13 protein-coding genes are annotated in these 16,578 nt (G+C 51.2%); 12 read left to right on the forward strand and 1 reads right to left on the reverse strand.

Annotated features, from left to right (window positions below; translation table 11 throughout):
• The first annotated feature begins 183 nt into the window (after positions 1-183).
• The 12 genes from accB (at position 184) to CCUR_RS02645 (ending at position 15,626) form a co-directional block, all read left to right on the forward strand.
• The gene (gene accB, locus CCUR_RS02590; protein WP_012802931.1) at positions 184-2,088 is read left to right on the forward strand and encodes an acetyl-CoA carboxylase biotin carboxyl carrier protein; all 1,905 of its coding nucleotides are present in this window, start codon (positions 184-186) and stop codon (positions 2,086-2,088) included.
• Positions 2,088-3,440, forward strand: coding sequence for an acetyl-CoA carboxylase biotin carboxylase subunit (accC, locus tag CCUR_RS02595; RefSeq protein ID WP_012802932.1), 1,353 nt, complete (start codon positions 2,088-2,090; stop codon positions 3,438-3,440). Before accB ends, accC begins: the two co-directional genes overlap by 1 nt.
• A gap of 3 nt (positions 3,441-3,443) precedes the next feature.
• On the forward strand, positions 3,444-3,791 hold the full coding sequence (locus CCUR_RS02600; RefSeq protein ID WP_012802933.1) for an Asp23/Gls24 family envelope stress response protein: 348 nt from the start codon (positions 3,444-3,446) through the stop codon (positions 3,789-3,791).
• A 9-nt stretch (positions 3,792-3,800) separates the two neighbouring features.
• Positions 3,801-4,289, forward strand: coding sequence for a transcription antitermination factor NusB (nusB, locus tag CCUR_RS02605; protein ID WP_012802934.1), 489 nt, complete (start codon positions 3,801-3,803; stop codon positions 4,287-4,289).
• Positions 4,286-4,624, forward strand: coding sequence for an exodeoxyribonuclease VII small subunit (locus tag CCUR_RS07220; RefSeq protein ID WP_012802935.1), 339 nt, complete (start codon positions 4,286-4,288; stop codon positions 4,622-4,624). Before nusB ends, CCUR_RS07220 begins: the two co-directional genes overlap by 4 nt.
• Before the next feature lie 97 nt (positions 4,625-4,721).
• Complete coding sequence (gene dxs / locus CCUR_RS02615) at positions 4,722-6,611, forward strand: 1-deoxy-D-xylulose-5-phosphate synthase (RefSeq protein ID WP_012802936.1); 1,890 nt, start codon at positions 4,722-4,724, stop codon at positions 6,609-6,611.
• 149 nt (positions 6,612-6,760) lie between these two features.
• Positions 6,761-8,044: an ArsB/NhaD family transporter gene (locus CCUR_RS02620; protein WP_012802937.1), complete on the forward strand. Its 1,284-nt coding sequence runs from the start codon at positions 6,761-6,763 to the stop codon at positions 8,042-8,044.
• Positions 8,045-8,628: 584 nt separating this feature from the next.
• Positions 8,629-9,600 carry an A24 family peptidase gene (locus tag CCUR_RS02625; protein ID WP_012802938.1) on the forward strand — a complete coding sequence of 324 codons (972 nt, stop codon included), beginning with the start codon at positions 8,629-8,631 and terminating at the stop codon, positions 9,598-9,600.
• Positions 9,601-9,865: 265 nt separating this feature from the next.
• A complete protein-coding gene (rpsA, locus tag CCUR_RS02630; protein ID WP_012802939.1) occupies positions 9,866-11,077 on the forward strand; it encodes a 30S ribosomal protein S1 in 1,212 nt (403 codons plus the stop codon).
• Between the two features lie 177 nt (positions 11,078-11,254).
• Positions 11,255-11,857: a dephospho-CoA kinase gene (coaE, locus tag CCUR_RS02635; RefSeq protein WP_012802940.1), complete on the forward strand. Its 603-nt coding sequence runs from the start codon at positions 11,255-11,257 to the stop codon at positions 11,855-11,857.
• A 103-nt stretch (positions 11,858-11,960) separates the two neighbouring features.
• Positions 11,961-14,087 carry an excinuclease ABC subunit UvrB gene (gene uvrB / locus CCUR_RS02640; protein ID WP_012802941.1) on the forward strand — a complete coding sequence of 709 codons (2,127 nt, stop codon included), beginning with the start codon at positions 11,961-11,963 and terminating at the stop codon, positions 14,085-14,087.
• A gap of 51 nt (positions 14,088-14,138) precedes the next feature.
• Entirely contained in the window at positions 14,139-15,626 is a 1,488-nt protein-coding gene (locus tag CCUR_RS02645) for a B12-binding domain-containing radical SAM protein (RefSeq protein WP_012802942.1), read from the forward strand.
• A gap of 28 nt (positions 15,627-15,654) precedes the next feature.
• On the opposite strand, the gene cysK is transcribed toward CCUR_RS02645, so the two are convergent.
• Positions 15,655-16,569 (reverse strand): cysteine synthase A, encoded by a 915-nt coding sequence (cysK, locus tag CCUR_RS02650; protein ID WP_012802943.1) that lies wholly within the window; start codon positions 16,567-16,569, stop codon positions 15,655-15,657.
• Positions 16,570-16,578: the final 9 nt, after the last annotated feature.

Consider the following 16,578-nt stretch of genomic DNA (forward strand, 5'->3'; position numbering starts at 1 on the left):
AAGCGTTTTCCGTAAAGCCCGTGCGCTTCAGCGGTCGATGGGCGCCTTGCGGGGTTGGGCGGCGTGACCAAGCGTCGGCAGAGTTGTGTACCTGTCGATGAGATTGCCGCTCCCACGGCGGGCTGGCGGCTGCTTTCTCTATAATATGGTGTTCGGATATTCGGATAGGCACGAAGGATGAGTATGCCAAAATTGCAACTTATGGATACCACCATCCGTGATGGCCAGCAAAGTCTGTGGGCGACGCGCATGCCCGTTGGTGACATGTTGCCGATCTTGCCCGCGATGGACAAAGTTGGCTATTGGGCCATTGAGGCCTGGGGTGGGGCTACATTTGATACCTGCCTGCGCTTCCTCGATGAAAACCCGTGGGAACGCTTGCGCCAGATTAAAGCTAAAACACCCAACACGCGACTTGCGATGCTTACACGCGGGCAGAATTTAGTGGGATACAAGCATTATTCGCGCGATATCGTCAATCGCTTTTTGAAGGCAGCTCAGCGCAATGGTGTTGATGTCTTCCGTGTGTTCGACGCATTGAATGATATTCGCAACGTTACCGATTCAGCTGAGGCGGTAAAAGAAGCGGGCGGCTGGTTTGAAGGGGCAATAAGTTACACTATCAGCCCTGTTCATACGCTTGACAGCTATCTTGAATATGCACAGCAGCTCAAGGAATTGGGCGCTGATTCCATTGCCATTAAAGATATGGCGGGCATGCTCACGCCCTATCGTACTGAACGTATGGTGCGTGCACTGAACGATGAAATCGGCTTGCCGGTGCATGTGCACTGCCATTACGTTGGTGGCATGGCGCCAGCTAACATCCTTAAGGCAGCCGAAGCAGGAGCTGCTATTGCCGATACAGCAAGTGCTCCGCTGGCGTTTGGTAACAGCCAGCCAGCGGTGGAAATGATCGTAGCGGCTCTGCAAGAAAGTGCCTTTTCAACGGGTTATGACCTCGATCTTCTGTTTGAAATTGCTGAATATTGGGAAGAAGTTCGTCGACGGACTCATCATAAACGCGGTGTGTCGAGCCTGACCCACATGAAAGTGTATAGTCACCAGGTTCCCGGTGGCATGATGAGCAATCTTATGGCTCAACTGGAAGTTCAAAATGCCGCCGATCGTATCGACGATGTTATGCGCGAGATTCCTAAGGTGCGCGCCGAAGTGGGGTATCCACCTCTCGTAACGCCGATGAGTCAAATTGTGGGTACGCAAGCAGTGTTCAATGTGATTACCGGCAAACGCTGGGGAGTAGTCTCCAAGGAAATGAAAGACTACATCTGTGGCTATTATGGCAAGGCACCGGGACCTATGGATGCCGAAATCGTGAAAAAGGTCGTTGGCGATTCGGCAATTCTGCCACCTGATGTCGCGCCAAGCAGTCTTGTGACCACCACCTACGAAAGCGTGGCAGACGAAATCGGGGATTTGGCGAAGACCGAAGAAGACGTGCTGATGTACGCCTTATTCCCGAACGAAGCACGTACCTATTTAAGTAAACACCGCACATCTGAAAAGGTCGATTTCCTTATGGAGGGGGAGTCGAGCGGAACCAAGGAGGACGATTACGTGGATATCAACCAAATTCGCGAGCTTGTTCGTGTCGCCGAGGAAAGCGGCGTTGGTGAGATCGTTGTCGAAGAAGAGGGTGCGCGTATTGCCGTACGTATGCCAGGCATGATGTCGGTAGCTCCGGCTGCAGTACCGGCGGCAAATGGAGCAGCGCCTGTTGCGGCTAGTGCCTCTGTTCCCGCGGCAGCACCTGCGGCGCCTGTTGCCGATGCTGCAAATACGCGTCCTGCTTCTTGGAAGCCAGTATGTGCACCGATGGTGGGCACCTTCTATGCCGCTCCGGCGCCAGGTGAACCCGCATTTGTATCGGTGGGAGATGAAGTAACCGCTGGTCAAACACTGGCTATCATCGAGGCTATGAAGTTGATGAACGAAATTGGTGCCGATGAAATGGGTACCATTCGAGAGGTTTGCATCGAGGATGCTCAACCGGTCGAGTTTGGCACCGTCCTGTTTTATCTTGAGCCGCATAACACGGCGGAAGCAACCGGTCCGGAGAGTGCCTAATGTTTGATAAGGTACTCATCGCCAATCGCGGGGAAGTAGCACTGCGCGTTATGCGCGCCTGTCGCGAGATGGGCATCAAAACGGTTGCTGTCTATTCCACCGCCGATGCCGATACGCTGCCCGTGCGCTATGCCGACGAGGCGGTTTGTATTGGTCCTGCGCCGGCAGGCAAGAGTTATCTGGTCATGTCGAATGTTATTGCTGCGGCAAAGACCACCGGCGCGCAGGCGATTCATCCTGGCTATGGATTTTTGTCCGAGAATGCAGAGTTTGCACGCGCTTGCGCCGACAACGATCTGGTGTGGATCGGGCCAGCTCCTGAGTGCATCGAGCGTATGGGCGATAAGAGTCGGGCACGTGACACGATGAAAGCATGTGGCGTGCCAACGGTTCCCGGATCGGATGGCACTATCGAGTCGGTCGAAGAAGCGCGTGCGTTCGCTGAATCGGTGGGTTGGCCGGTGCTTATTAAAGCAAGTGCTGGTGGTGGCGGCAAAGGTATGCGTGAAGTGCATGACCCTGCCGATCTTGAGGCACAGTTTACTGCTGCGAAGACTGAGGCGCAGGCTGCTTTTGGCAATGATGATGTGTATCTTGAAAAGCTTGTGTTGCGTCCACGTCATGTGGAAATACAGGTGCTGGCCGATGCTTTTGGCAACTTTGCGGCCCTCTGTGAACGCGACTGTTCTATCCAGCGTCGTCATCAAAAACTTCTGGAAGAAGCGCCCAGCCCCGCGCTGGATGAAGTCACCCGCACCGCTATGTGCGAGGCAGCTCGTCGTGCTGTTGAAGCGGTGGGTTACCGTTCGGCGGGCACAATCGAGTTTCTTCTTGATTCTGATAACAAGTTTTACTTCATGGAAATGAACACGCGTGTGCAGGTGGAGCATCCAGTAACCGAAATGATTACTGGTGTTGATATCATTAAGGAGCAGCTTCGCATTGCCGCAGGTGAAAAGATGCTTTCAGCTTCTCGTGAGCGCTTTGTACCGAATGGCCACGCGATTGAGTTTCGTATCAATGCAGAAGATCCTGACCAGGAATTTCGACCGTGTCCTGGTACAATTGAGCGACTTGTGGTGCCGGGTGGGCCTGGTGTGCGTATCGAGAGTTATCTTGAGCAAGGTAGCCACATCAGCCCCTATTACGATTCGTTGATTGCAAAGCTCATCGTGTGGGGGTCCGATCGCGATGAAGCCATTGCACGAGGCAGGCGCGCTCTTTCGGAATTCGTTATTGAGGGTCCTGGCATCAAGACAACGATTCCGTTTCATCAGCGCGTGCTTGATATTGAAACGTTTAAGGCAGGCAATGCTTGTACTGATTTCATCGAAACGGAGATGGGAGAATAGGTTATGTCCGATCTAAACGTAGAAGGAATGGCACTTGCAGACGGGGTGCTTGAAACCATTATCTCAATTGCAGTGCAAGAAGTAGAAGGCGTTGCTCGCGTAGGTGGGGCGTCTGCGGCTGGTGGATTGTTCTCGTCGCGCAAAGCAAAACCGGTCACCCGCGGTATTGAGGTTTCAACCGACGAGGATGATGGCATTGCTGTTTCTGTGCGCATCGAGGTTGTGTTTGGCCAGGTGCTGCCCGAGGTTGCCCAAGCAGTGCGCACTGCGGTTGCCAATGCTGTTCTTACCCAGGTGGGAGCGCATGTTTCCTCGGTAGACGTCTATATTGACGGTATTCGCTTCGAGTAGGGGACCAACGTGGCGAAACGGCATGAGCGTACCCTTGCGCGACGCATGGCAGTGCAGGTCCTCTATGAGGGCGAGATTACTGATACCCTTGCTTCTGAGATAGTGCTTCGACCCGATGCGGTACCCGATGGGGGTGCGCTGCCTGCGTATGCAGTCTCGCTTGTTGAAGGTGTCTGCGCTCATCGAGTTGCAATTGATAACAAAATCGCAGCCGCTTCCGAAAACTGGTCGGTTGGTCGTATGCCGCTTGTTGATCGTGCCATTATGCGGCTGGCGGTATTTGAGATGACCCATTGCGACGATGTACCGCTTTCGGTTTCTATTAACGAGGCGGTTGAACTTGCAAAGGAATTTGGCGGTGCTGATGATTCGGCGCGCTTTGTCAATGGCATTTTAGGGCGTATTGCCCGTCAGGATAATGAAGACGCCGAACTACCTGAGTTGTCGGACATGTCTGACGCTGTTGATGAATCTGATACGGCAGGAGAGAAAGCATGAACGGCACAGGCGCTGATCAAGCCGATGATCTTACCTTTGAGGGTGTCAACGACCGTCTGACGGAGATTGTTGATGCGGTCTCCAACGATGACATTTCGCTGGAAGAGGCGCTTGATCTCTTTGAAGAAGCCATAGACCTAGGCATGCAGGCATCTTCGCTACTTGAAGAAGGTATTGTGCAAGAATCGCCAGATAAAGATAGCGCATTGCATGAAAGTGACGGGGCTGGCATCGCGTCTAATCCTACTGGCATTAAGCCTAACCCTGTTGACCCTGTTGGTATTGCGTATAACCCTGTTAGCACTACCTCTAACTTCAGTTCACCTGCTGAATAACAGGTACTTGGATTATTTTGCGGATGTGACGTGCCGCAGAAGAATGTATGCCGCAGAAGCATGAAACGTGCAGCGACAACGAAAGGAGGCATGATAAGTGAATCATAAGCGCATACTAGACAGTATCGAGAGTCCTCAAGACCTCAAAGGTATGAGTGTGTCTGATCTTACCACCCTGTGCAATGAATTACGCACGGAAATGGTCAAAGTTACTTCCCAGAATGGCGGGCACCTTGCATCGAGTCTTGGTGCGGTAGAAACTATCGTGGCTCTTCATTCGTTGCTTGATTGCCCCGACGATAAAATTGTTTTCGATGTGGGTCATCAGGCCTATGCGCACAAACTTCTGACCGGTCGTCGCTCTCGCTTTTCTACCTTGCGGCAGCTTGATGGTATTACCGGGTTTCCAAATCCGGATGAAAGTCCCTATGACGTTCACCCTTCTGGGCATGCTTCCGATAGCTTATCGATTGCTATGGGGCTTGCGAAGGCACGCGATTTATCAGGTACATCAAACAAGATCGTTGCACTCGTTGGAGACGCTGCACTTTCTGGCGGTATGGCTTTTGAAGCGCTCAATCATATTGGTCAAGAACAGACACCAATGGTTATCGTACTCAACGACAACGGAATGTCTATTTCGCGACCGATCGGTGCGCTCGTTCGTCATTTGGGAAATCTGCGGGCGAGCAGTCAGTACCGGCATACGCGCGATGCGCTTCAAGAAGCGATGGAAGACCGCGGTCCCTTAACGCAAGGGTTACTCGATTTAGGTCGGAATATGAAGGAATCCATGAAGCAGTTTGTGATTCCTCATGCGATGGTCTTTGAACAGCTCGGCATTACCTGTACCGCACCGGTTGATGGTCACGATGTTGGTCTTCTGCGTGAGATGTTTTCAGTAGCGCTGGCAGCTGATGCTCCCGTGCTCGTGCATGTGGTTACGCGCAAGGGAGCAGGGTACGCTCCTGCAGAGGCAAGCCCCGAAAAGTTTCACGGCATTTCCGCCTTCGACATTAAGACAGGTCTCACAAAGAAAAAGCCAGCTACTGCCCCTACCTATACGAGTGCTTTTGCTTCGGCGCTTATGGCTGAAGCAAAGGTCGATCCTGACATTGTTGCTATTACAGCAGCTATGAAGTCGGGTACCGGTTTGGCGGATTTTGCAGCGACGTACCCAGAGCGTTTCATCGATACGGGAATTACCGAAGAACATGCGCTTGGTTTAGCTAGTGGACTAGCTGCAGGCGGTAAAAAACCGGTTGTTGCAATCTATTCCACGTTTCTACAACGTGCAATTGACCAGGTTATTATTGATAATGCCTTGCCACATCAGCATACGGTTCTTGCTATTGATCGAGCGGGGTTGGTGGGTGATGACGGTCCCACGCACAACGGCGTTTTTGATATTGCCTATCTGCGCATGATTCCTCATATGAAGATCATGGCTCCTTCTAATGAAGTCGAACTGGCGAGCGCTCTGCATACGGCATTAGCCGATACGTCAGGTCCTGTTGCGTTGCGGTATCCACGCGGCGAAGCCGAGGGTGCTATCAATCCGAATGGTCCCGAGACGTGGAAGCCGGGACAGTCACTTGTCCGTCGTGTAGGCGACGATGTAGCGATTCTTGCCTTTGGGCGTCTTGTGAATGAAGCGCTTGGTGCCGCCGATCTCCTTGCCAAAGCGGGTATAGAAGCACGGGTCGTTGATATGCGGTGGTGCAAGCCGCTTGATGAAGAAGCGATTGCTCAAGCTGCTACCACTCGTCTTATTGTGACGGCAGAAGAGGGTGTTATTGCCGGGGGTGCTGGTGAAGGGGTTCTCGGTGTTCTTGCGCAGCGAAACCTTGCCTGTCCCTCGCTTCTTTTAGGCATTCCCGATCGTTTTGTTGAGCAGGGGAAGATACCGGCGCTCTTTAAGCGTTTGGGTCTTGATGCAGCAGGAATGGCACGTCGCATAGAACAAGCGCTGCGCGATAAAAGCTGATCGTTGCATGAGCCCTGTGAGGCAGTATGTGAGATAAGTTCGTATATTCTTTGCGAGGGAAGTATTTCCTTGCCAATAAGTTCCTTTTCTTGTGCGTATCACGTAAGATATCGTCTTACGTTTGAGTATTGATTGGACTGGATAGCATTATGTTTACTCAACCGCAAATCATAGCCATCGTCGTATTTGTCGGCGTTATGACGCTTGTCGCCACCGAAAAGGTGCACCGTTGTTTGGCAGCTCTTGCCGGCGCGCTCATTCTTGTTGTGACGGGTGTTATTAGTTTCGATACGGGAATCTCCCATATCGATTTCAACACTATCGGTGTTTTACTGGGCATGATGCTTTTTGTCTCGGTGATAAAAGAATCGGGTCTGTTTGAATATACGGCACTGAAAGCTGCGCAGATTGCCAAGGGTGATCCATGGCGTATTATGGTGGCGTTTATACTGATAACTGCCATGCTTTCAGCACTGCTCGATAACGTGACCACCGTGTTGCTGGTCGGTCCTATGACTCTTGTTGTCTGTCGGATGCTTGAAATTAATCCGATACCGTTTTTCCTTACTGAAATTATGGCGAGTAACATTGGTGGTACAGCAACGCTTATCGGCGATCCGCCTAACATCATGATCGGCTCGGCAGCAAACCTGACTTTTTTCGATTTCGTTGCCAATGATGCACCGGCGGTTGTTGTTATTCTTGCTGTTGTTATTCTGGCATTCCGTTTTATGTATGGGCGCAACATGGGCGTTGACGAGACGCATCGCGCTGCCATTATGAAACTCAATCCTAAAGAGAAGATTCGTGACTTAAGTCTTTTCCGAAAGAGCCTCGTCATGATTGCCCTTGTGGTGGTCTTCTTTATGGTTCATGGACAGCTTGGTCTTGAATCCAGTGTCATTGCGCTGTCTGCCGCCTGCATCATGATGCTTATTGGTCGCGCCGATTTGGAATTGTCTGTGTTCAACGTGGAGTGGACAACCATTGGCTTCTTCTGTGCCCTCTTTATGGTTGTTGGTGCCCTATCTGAAACCGGTGTTATTACCATGCTGGCTGAATGGATTATGGACATCACAAACGATAATCCGCTTGCCATGATGATCGTGATTCTCTGGGCGAGCGCCATTATTAGCGCGGTGCTCGACAACATTCCGTTTGTCGCCACAATGATTCCTGTCATCACTGCCATTGGGATGACCGGTGTGGATGTCGTTCCCCTGTGGTGGGCTCTTTCGCTTGGCGCGTGCTTAGGTGGCAACGGTACGCTTATCGGAGCAAGCGCCAATGTGGTGTTATCGTCTATTTCGACGAAGGAAGGGTATCCCATTTCCTTCATGGACTTCACGAAGGTTGGCTTCCCCGTCATGATACTTACGGTAGCGGTGGCGACGGTTTACTGTCTTATCCGCTATGGCTTGCCCATGATGTAGTCGGTACTGCAAAAGGGATAAAAAACGAGGTTGCACGCGCCCACATGGGTCTGCCAATGACGCAAGAGGCATTGCACCGCTTATCTATGCTGAAGCTGTTATCCCTCTGGTTCCCTGAATGGCTTGATCGGTCTCCATCGTCTTATGCCTGCCTGTTGGCGTTGTGCTGGCAGGCAGATAGCCATAAACAATCACATACATGGCTTTGAATATGCCAATTTCTGGCACTCCAGGTCATCTCTATTACCTGGTAGATTACGTAAAAGCCATCGTCCTTTTGCGCCCTTTTATTCTCGCGTACTAAACCGTATGATCAGCCTAAACTGCCTGTTCTGAAACGTATCTGCTGGGATGCGTTTGAAGGTTGCGGCAGTATGGGGTGCTGCCGGTGGTATCTCGATTGGCAGTTCACATGAAGCAATCGCGCGTGAGTGTGAACTTACTAAAGGGGAGCACCAATGAACCGCGAACATCTAAATGAATGTAATAGCTCGTGAGTGTGGGTGTTGGATGTGGGTGAACCTGGCTACCAGTTATACGGGGTTCTTTTTGTCAAGCTCGGGCAAAATGAGCAGGTGTGAGACGTGGGTGGATCTGTCATACCAAGTCTGCCTATCATGTCGCTGCTTTTCTCGGGAATTATTGAGGCTGTTCTCTCAGTTGAGATCAGCTCGGAAGCTGTTATCGCCGTGCTTGTTGCTGGGGTCGTAGGGGCTGTTTCCTCAGCGGCAAGTAGCATCTTTGTGTGGCATTTCTTGATGCATGTCGGGGTGAAGCCGCCTCGATGGCAACCTTTCTTGCTCTGTCTTTTCTGCATGGCACTGTGCATCGTTGTTACTGCCGCACACCCATCCTCAGTTATTGATGCGTGTGATAGGAGTCTGGTGGCAGGTATTTTGATGGCCGCTGCTTGGTCAGATGGAACCTGTCGATTAATTCCTGATGCGTTGTCGTATGGGGGCGCTGGCTTACATCTAATCCTTCTGATAGGTGCTCATCTGTATGCTGGTACACAAAGCGCTATCCCATCCGCGGTTTTTCATGCCGTTTTAAACGCATTCGGTATGGTGGCGTTACTTGCTGTTGCTGCACTCTGCTGCTACAAGTCGCGTGGCTACCGTTCGACTGACAAAACATTGTCCTCTCGATTGCTACTTAGAGCACCTATAGACTCTCGGCGTAGTCCTGTTGAATCTATCTGTGCCATATCATCCAGAACGTCCGCAGTGGCTACCACACCCGTAGTGCCGGCGGCTCCGAGCGAACTTACTCGGCGCTCTTCTGATAACAGCACCCTTAGTGCTGCACCAATTGGCGGGGGAGATATCAAGCTGATTGCCTGTATCACTTTTTGCTGTGGATGGTGGAGCACGCTTTCTCTTGTCGGCGTTGCCTGTCTGCTTGCGTTAGCCAGTGCAATTTTGCGACAGCTATATAGCCGCTTGCATGCTGCAAAGAACCGCAAGCCGTTCTCTGTATATCCTCGTTTGTTGTCCCATGCAACATTCCCGTTTGTCCCCTCAATTGCTGTGGCGTTCTGGGTAGTCTCGCTTTAGCGGGTTAAACACAAAATCGGTTGGACTGAGATGCTTTTTAGCAGCGTGTAGGGCAGCAGTGGCGAGGCGTAAGATGCTCAAGGATTAATCGCGTGGCGACCTGGTGTCTGTGCTACAATGGCTTGGTCTGTCTGGCGGAGGGCTAGATGGGCAGGTATTGTTGGCCCCCGAGACATGTTTGAAAACGCCCTTGGGCGCCGTGAACATGGTTTAACCAGCACGCATTCATGACGAAGGGTCCCCGTTGTTTTGAAAGGGGTCCATTTTGACCGAAATCAAGAACCCGTCCGTGATCGATTACGAGGACGTTCCCGACGATCAGATGAACGCGATGATCGATGGTACGTTGACCGAATTTGATGAGGGCGATCTCGTCGACGGCACAGTTGTCAAGATTGAGCGCGACGAAGTGCTGGTTGACATCGGATTCAAAAGCGAGGGTGTTATTCCCGCTCGCGAGCTGTCTATTCGCAAAGATGCCGATCCATCTGACATTGTGAATCTGGGCGATTCTATTGAAGCGCTGGTGCTGCAGAAGGAAGATAAAGACGGCCGTCTGATTCTGTCCAAGAAGCGTGCTGAATACGAGCGTGCTTGGATTTCTGTTGAAGAGAAGTTCAAGGCTGGCGAAATCGTTTCTGGTGAGGTTATCGAAGTTGTCAAGGGTGGCCTGATTCTCGATATCGGCCTGCGCGGCTTTCTGCCCGCTTCCCTTGTTGACTTGCGTCGCGTAAAAGATCTTGATATGTATCTGGGCACTCCCCTTGAAGCACGCGTTATCGAAATGGATCGCAACCGCAACAACGTGGTGCTTTCTCGTCGTGTCCTTCTGGAAGAAGGTCGCAAGAACGAGCGCGCCGAAATTCTTTCACGTCTAACCAAGGGCATGCGCCTGAAGGGTACTGTGTCCTCGATCGTCGATTTCGGTGCCTTCGTGGATCTGGGTGGCATCGATGGTCTGGTTCACATTTCCGAACTCTCTTGGAGCCACGTCAACCATCCTTCCGAGGTCGTCAAAGTTGGTGACGAAGTAGAGGTTCAGGTTCTCGACGTCGACTTGCAGCGTGAGCGCATTTCGCTGGGTCTCAAGCAGACGACTGAAGATCCGTGGGTTAAGCTGGTAGAAAGCTATCCAGTTGGAAGCATTATTGATGGTAAGGTTACCAAGACGGTTCCATTTGGCGCCTTTGTCGAACTTGGCCCCAACGTTGAAGGCCTCGTGCATATCTCTGAGATGGCTAACAAGCACATTGAAGCCCCCACGCAAGTTGTGCATGCGGGCGATGAAGTGAAGGTCAAGGTCATGGAGATCAATACCGAGCGCCGTCGCATTAGCCTGTCTATGAAGGCTGCTGCTGAGGATCTTGGTATTGAGATTGCTGTTGCCGAGCCCGATCCGGCTGCTCTGGAAGAAAAAGCTGCTCGTCAGGCCAAGCGTGCCGCGCGGGAAGCCGAAGAAGAAGAGCAAGAAGATTAAATCGCGTTGAGATAGATAACGCTTCTTGAAATAATGCTTCAGAAGCGCAGACTTCTATTACAAACAAGGTCGCTCGCAGCATGCAGGCGGCCTTGTTTTTGTATCAATAATAGCTGCAATGGATGGTACGATAGCAGCGTCCCGCTTTCTTGGTTTGCAACAGGAGGATGATCACGCATGAAGAGGTGCGTTCTGATCGGTGGTATCGGTTCTGGTAAGTCCACGGTATCTCGCATGCTGCAAGAACATGGCGCTGCATGTGTCGATTTGGATGATTGCGGACACGAAGTTTTACTTAATCCAACCGTTATTTCAATGCTGACTGAAACCTTTGGCGAGGACATCCTTGATGCACAAGGGCAGATTGATCATGCGGCACTGGCGCAGAAGGCATTTGCGACACCACAGGCAACGGTTCGTTTGAATGCTATCACTCAGCCGCGTCTTTTACGTATCGCACAGAAGCGCCTTGATGACCTCGAAGCGGATGGCTGCGCGATCGCCTTTGTCGAGATATCGGCCTACGATGGGCCAGATGGCACGTTTGCTCCCTTGTTCCGCACCGATGATGCGGTGATATCAGTCACGGCACCCAAGCGTCTGCGTATCGAGCGGGCAATTGGCAAGGGATATTCGGAACAAGACGTACGCAACCGCATTGCGCGGCAGGTAAGCGATGCGCAGCGAGCATTATGGGCTGATTTTGTTATCAGCAATAAAGGAACGCTGGCCGACCTGCAGGCACATGTGGATGCTATCTGGAAAAAGATAACCGCTTAAACACAGCTTTCTTCCGCATCATTTTTTATAGTTACCCCCCCTATACTGAGAGCCGTTGCCGCTATTGCATCGCAGCGGCTTTTCTTTAAGCAAAGGTGGTTACATGCCGCATCTTTCAAATATTGATGGGTCAACAATGGAAGGAAAGCTTCCCGACGTACGTTTAGCGGGACAGCCGTTTCGAGTGGTGGCACCTTTTGAGCCCTCGGGCGATCAGCCGGCTGCCATCCGTGCACTTGCGCAGGGTGTTCAGGATGGATTGCGCTATCAAACACTCCTTGGTGTGACGGGCAGTGGCAAGACGTTCACGATGGCTAAGACCATTGAAAGCCTCCAGCGTCCAACGCTCGTGCTTGAACCAAATAAAACCCTCGCAGCTCAGGTTGCTGCTGAGTTGCGCGAGTTTTTCCCCGATAACGCAGTTGTTTATTTTGTTTCGTACTACGACTATTACCAGCCCGAAGCATACGTTCCATCCACTGATACCTTTATTGAAAAAGACGCTTCCATTAATGAAGAGGTGGAAAAGCTGCGTCATGCTGCGACAAGTGCCTTACTGTCACGCCGCGATGTGATTGTTGTTGCATCAGTCAGCTGCATCTATGGCATTGGCAGTCCGATGGATTATGCGGGCATGGCGGTGTTTGCCGACAAAGATAAGCCGATTGACCGTGATCAAATGATCCATGGACTTATTGACATTCAGTACGACCGCAACGATTACGAATTGACGCGCGGTACGTTTCGGGTGCGGGGTGATGCACTCGATGTATTTCCTCCGTATGCAGACAACCCGATTCGTCTTGAATTTTGGGGTGATGAGATTGAGTCAATTACGGAAATCGATAACGTAACTGGTGAAGTGCTCAATAGCTACGAAGCGCTTCCTATCTGGCCAGCCTCGCATTATGTTACCGCTAAACCCAAGATGGATCATGCTATTAAGACGATCCGCGAAGAATTGCGTGAGCGTCTGGCGCAGTTCAAAGAAGAGGGCAAACTGCTGGAAGCACAACGCCTTGAGATGCGTGTTTCGTACGATCTCGAGATGATGGAAACAATGGGTTTCTGCAGCGGCATCGAAAATTATTCGCGTCATCTAGATGGTCGTTCTCCTGGTGAGCCGCCGTATACGTTACTTGATTACTTTCCGCGCGATTTCATTTGCATCGTCGACGAAAGTCACGTAACAGTGCCGCAGGTTCGCGGCATGCACGAAGGTGACCGCAGCCGTAAGGTTACCTTGGCTGAGCACGGTTTTCGTCTGCCGAGCTGTTTGGATAACCGTCCCTTGCGTTTTGACGAATTTGAGCAACGCGTCGGTCAGTTTATCTATGTGTCGGCTACTCCTGGTGACTATGAGAATCGCGTAAGCCAGAAAACAGTTGAACAGATTATTCGTCCAACCGGCCTGCTTGATCCTGAGATTATCGTGCGACCAACTGCAAGTCAGATCGATGATATTATCGACGAGGCCCGTGCACGTGCGCAAAATCATGAACGCACGCTGATTACTACGTTAACGAAGAAAATGGCAGAAGATCTAACTGATCATCTACTTGATCAGAGTATCAAGGCGCGCTATATGCATTCCGATATTGGTACGCTTGAACGTGTGGATATCTTACGCGAGCTGCGCCAAGGAAAATTCGATGTTCTTGTTGGTATCAATCTACTGCGTGAAGGGCTTGACTTACCCGAGGTGTCGCTGGTGGCCATTCTTGATGCCGACAAAGAAGGTTTCTTGCGCCATTATCGATCGCTCATTCAGACCATTGGTCGTGCGGCGCGAAATGCCCATGGTCAGGTAATTATGTATGCCGATAAGCGCACTGATTCCATGGACTTGGCTATCACGGAAACGCAACGCCGACGTGCCCTTCAGATGGCCTATAACGAAAAACATGGGATTACTCCCCAGACAATCAAAAAAGACATCAATGACATCATGGATTATGTCCAGCAGGAAGCAGGGGATGTTTCAGCTGAGCAGATCAACCAAGAGCTTGCAAGCCTATCGCGGGGCGAAGTTATGCGCGTGGTGGCCGCAATGGAAGAAGACATGCGCCAGGCTTCGGCTGACCTTGACTTCGATCGGGCTGCTTCACTGCGCGATCAGATTGTTCGTTTGAAATCTCAAGTTGAGGGACAAAGCGAAGAAGATGTCTTGGCTGGCTTGAAGAAGACAGCGCGAAAGGGGAGTGATTTCGGTCGCCGCAAACGTGCTTAGTGCTGGCAATGCGATAAAATGGAATACATAGCAGGCAAGGGGGCGATTCGAATGAAGATCCGCTTTTTGGAGCCGGGAAACCCGCCCTATAGACCATCACCGCTCAATTGGTTTGTGTACGACCGTACTATCCGTACGCCATCGAATGGCATGCTTATTCTGGCAACTATCCTGCACCGTCGCTATGAAGATGTCTATTGTTACAGCGAATCCATCTCGCGGATCGTTTGGGACGATGTGCTTGACGCCGATGTGATATGCCTATCTATTTTTACCTTCAGCGCGAATAGGGGCTATGAGTTAGCTGACTATATCCGCCAGCATAGTTCGGCGGTAATCATTATTGGTGGGCTTCATGCAACGCTTTGCGCTGAAGAAGCATTAGCCCATGCTGATTATGTTCTTACTGGCGAAGGCGATGAAAGCCTGCCACGGCTTGTTGCGGCCCTTGAGACACATACCGTGACCGATGGTATTCCCGGTGTGTACTACTGGCGTGCAGGGCGGCCTACGTGTGACACACCAGCGGTGCTGCCGCATGACATCGAAACTATTCCTGACCGTACATTGCTGTATCGTTTTAAAGAAATGGCGGGTCATTCCACCATATGGGCGCAGGTACATGCTTCGCGTGGTTGCCCTTATCATTGTGATTACTGTTCGCTTGTGGCGGCATTTGGATCTGGTGTCCGATGTCGTGCTCCTGAAACCGTTGTCGAGGATATTCGTCAGGCTATTGATTTCTTCGATACGGGACACCATCGCCTGGCGCGTATGTTGTGGATTACCGACGATAACTTTTTTGCCAATCGCTCCTGGGCAATTTCAGTACTGCAGGCCCTTATCGAAAGCGATATCAATTACACCTTCACTATTCAGGCGCGTTATGAAGTGGGTTTCGACGATGAAATGCTTGACCTTTTGGCGCGGGCAGGGTTTATTGAGATAGCAATGGGTATCGAATTTCTAGAAGATGAGGCGTTTGAACTCTACCATAAGACATCCACCTATTCACAGATAGAGCAGTCTGTAGCGAATATCAAACGACATGGATTGCGGGTGCGCGGATTGTTTATTGTCGGTGCCGACAATCATGAGGTTGGTGTTGGTGATCGACTGGCCGATTTTGTCATCAGCCACGACATCGACGGTGTCCTCGTGCAATCGATGTATTTTATTCCCGGTACACCAGTGTATAAAACGCATCAAGACCAGTTGTTCGACACCAGCAATTGGAGTCGCAACATGGGTAAGGTGGTGCATTACCCACAGCATATGACAGCCGTTCAGCTGCAGTGTGAAATGATTCATGCGACAAAACGTATTTATTCATTTAAGCGCCTTGTTCAGGCCTTGTTGTGCAAGCGCGGCATTAATCGCACGCTATTTCTTGGCGAATGGCTATGGTACGTTTTTGTGCGTGCTGACCTGCGGCGCGATTTATCGTATTTGCGCGAAAAGGATAGACAAGAGCAGGTGGCTCATCATAAACCACACAACCTACAGTGTCTTGGCATAGGGACCTCATCGACGCTGTAGGTTTTGCGGGCATTAAGTAAAGAGCGATTTATTCGCTGATCATCGAAAGATAACGCTCTCCGGTGTCAGGTAAGATGGCGACAATAGTCTTTCCAGCCGATTCAGGGCGTGCCGCAACTTCAGCGGCAGCAGCGGCCGCCGCGCCAGATGAAATGCCTACCAGGATACCCTGTTCTTGCGAAAGTTTACGTTGATAGGCGAGCGCTGTTTCACTCGTTACATGCAGCAGTTCGTCAAAGATATTCATATCCATCGTCTCAGCAATGAATCCAGGGGCAAGACCCTGGATCTTATGCTTGCCCGGTGCACCACCAGCAAGAATGGGAGATTCTTCTGGTTCGAGTGCGAAGATTTTGATGTTGGGGTTCTGCTCGCGCAGATACTTGCCTGCACCCGACAGGGTGCCACCCGTGCCAACACCAGCAATAAAGATATCGATCGTGCCTTCAGTATCCTTCCAGATTTCAGGACCGGTAGTGCGGTAGTGAATCTGCGGATTAACCGGGTTAGTAAATTGGCTTGGAGCAAAGCTATTTGGTGTGCTGGCCAGTAATTCCTTAGCACGTGCGTCGGCACCGGGTACACCATCGGCACCGGGCGTCAAAACCAGTTCGGCACCGTAGGCCTTGATAAGATTGCGGCGCTCGACGCTCATGGTTTCAGGCATGGTTACAATAAGTTTCAAGCCACGTGCAGCGGCAACCATAGCCAATCCAACACCGGTGTTACCTGAAGTGGATTCGATAAGTACCGAGTCTTTGTTAATAAGGCCGCGCTCAAAGGCATCATCAATAATAGCCTTTGCGATGCGGTCTTTTACGCTGCCGCCTGGGTTCTGTGATTCGAGTTTTCCGTAGACATTTGCGTTGTCACTTACCTTGAGGGTGACAAGGGGAGTATTCCCCACAAGTTCGTCAATGCTCTGCACTGCCTTTACTGTCATGACCGTCTT

The sequence above is a fragment of the Cryptobacterium curtum DSM 15641 genome, from assembly GCF_000023845.1.
Taxonomy (GTDB): domain Bacteria; phylum Actinomycetota; class Coriobacteriia; order Coriobacteriales; family Eggerthellaceae; genus Cryptobacterium; species Cryptobacterium curtum.

Excerpts from the sequence above, each read along its gene's own strand:
- CCUR_RS02645 (WP_012802942.1), top strand. The coding sequence starts at position 14,139 with ATGAAGATCCGCTTTTTGGAGCCGGGAAACCCGCCCTATAGACCATCA.
- coaE (WP_012802940.1), top strand. The coding sequence starts at position 11,255 with ATGAAGAGGTGCGTTCTGATCGGTGGTATCGGTTCTGGTAAGTCCACG.
- CCUR_RS02600 (WP_012802933.1), top strand. The coding sequence starts at position 3,444 with ATGTCCGATCTAAACGTAGAAGGAATGGCACTTGCAGACGGGGTGCTT.
- CCUR_RS02620 (WP_012802937.1), top strand. The coding sequence starts at position 6,761 with ATGTTTACTCAACCGCAAATCATAGCCATCGTCGTATTTGTCGGCGTT.
- CCUR_RS07220 (WP_012802935.1), top strand. The coding sequence starts at position 4,286 with ATGAACGGCACAGGCGCTGATCAAGCCGATGATCTTACCTTTGAGGGT.
- uvrB (WP_012802941.1), top strand. The coding sequence starts at position 11,961 with ATGCCGCATCTTTCAAATATTGATGGGTCAACAATGGAAGGAAAGCTT.
- cysK (WP_012802943.1), bottom strand. The coding sequence starts at position 16,569 with ATGACAGTAAAGGCAGTGCAGAGCATTGACGAACTTGTGGGGAATACT.
- accC (WP_012802932.1), top strand. The coding sequence starts at position 2,088 with ATGTTTGATAAGGTACTCATCGCCAATCGCGGGGAAGTAGCACTGCGC.
- accB (WP_012802931.1), top strand. The coding sequence starts at position 184 with ATGCCAAAATTGCAACTTATGGATACCACCATCCGTGATGGCCAGCAA.